Source organism: Anabaena sp. CCY 0017, from assembly GCF_963920885.1.
Classification (GTDB): domain Bacteria; phylum Cyanobacteriota; class Cyanobacteriia; order Cyanobacteriales; family Nostocaceae; genus Nodularia.
Window position 1 is genome coordinate 1 of sequence record NZ_CAWUDG010000070.1, and the last position, 1,622, is coordinate 1,622.

2 protein-coding genes are annotated in these 1,622 nt (G+C 35.1%); both read right to left on the bottom strand.

The annotated features are described in order from the left end of the window. Positions 1-9 precede the first annotated feature (9 nt). On the bottom strand, positions 10-1,335 hold the full coding sequence (locus tag ACM0OW_RS25705; protein ID WP_414553549.1) for an IS4 family transposase: 1,326 nt from the start codon (positions 1,333-1,335) through the stop codon (positions 10-12). Positions 1,336-1,430: 95 nt separating this feature from the next. Continuing rightward, positions 1,431-1,622: hypothetical protein (locus ACM0OW_RS25710; RefSeq protein WP_414553551.1), on the bottom strand; the 192-nt coding region annotated here is incomplete at its 5' end.

Below are 1,622 nucleotides of genomic sequence, written 5' to 3' on the forward strand. Positions count from 1 at the left end.
TCATTGGTGTCAACTTAATGGTACAGCCTCCCAAATTTGCTCTCTGATTTGTTGTGTTTCTCGATGTCGTTTCCTAATAGCTTTGACTAAACCAAATAATTTTGCTCGTTGGACTAAGTAGGTGACGATATCGGGATTTTCACCCCTTTCTACGGATTTGGCTACATAATATAGACTTCTAAAAACCATTTCTACTGATATTCTTTCTGTTGGCTGACCTAAAGCAACTGCTACATCTGAAACTAATTGATTTAGCACCGCGTAAAAAATTAAAGTCGCTACAATCTGAATTTGTACTCCATTGCTATGTCCTACCCAAATATATGCTAATCCTAATAACCTTTTAGTTAATAAAAATGCTTCTTCTATTTTCCATCTTCTTCGATATAATTCACAAACTTCTTCTGCTGATAATTGCTCATCATCCCAGATATTTGTTAAATAACGATGCCAAGTTTTTCCCCATAAGACTGATACTAATCGCACTGGATATTTACAGGGATTTGAACGATATTTACCCATGATAATAATTTCATCTTTATAATAAGTGCCTTGCGATAATACTTGTTTAGTTTTATAATTTGTTTTTTCTTTTATTCTGGTAATAAAGTATTTTTTTCTCTCAGTTAATTTGTCAAACCAATTAAAGCTAAAAAATCCTAAATCTACTATTATCAAGCCTCCTTGTGGCAGTTTTTCTAACAAATCTTCTCCCCAGTTTTGGTCATGACTTTTGGGATTTTGTTCATACCATAATTTGACGGGATTTTGGGTAAAAGCTTCGACAATCATCATGATTTTTCCACCTAATTTTGATGAATTATCTTCGCTGATTTTTAATCTTTTTCTTAGCTGCTCTAGGCTTGAACCATCTGCTATCCATATGGTGTTAAACTTTTTTTGTATCTGTTCCCATTTGTCTTCTAATATTATTTTTGATTCAGTTTGGGCAATTTTTTCTACAACTTGATTCAACAATTGTACAAAAATTTCCGCCGGCATATTCATTAATCTTTTTGATACTGCTTGTTTGCTAACTTCTATTGGTTTCACCCATAATAATCCTTCTTCTTTTAATACTCTTACCGCTTCTGCTAATCCGGCTATTTGCCGATAAACTAAACTGAGAATTAGTGCTACCATTACTGGTAAGTTTAGCAATCTATCTCTCATCGGTTTATCATTATTTCCCGGTAAGTATTTTAATGGTGTAAATAGACTTGGTTGTAGATATTTTGTTAATTCTTCTTCTATTTGTGGTTGTGATGGTGATGGTGTTTGCTGCTGACGACGTAAATCTGGATTCCCATTTTTTCTTTTTCTTATTTGAGTCATAATTTTCGACTCTGTGAGTGTTTTTTATGATTGTATTATCCTCTTTTTCGGTTCAAATGCTCTTCCTACGGTGAGCTAGGCTCATCGCTTTTGAATCATGCGATAGCGTCAGCGCTGCGAAGCGATCGCATGATGATGATTGAGCCGAGCCTCATACCCTTTAAATCATCAGGGTGAGGGGTGATACCCCCTATTCGCCATTTGTATCCTATAGCAGTGCATTCCGCACCATCGCTCTTGTCCTCCTCTTTATTTATTAAGGGTTTTACGTTAAGTTGACACCAATG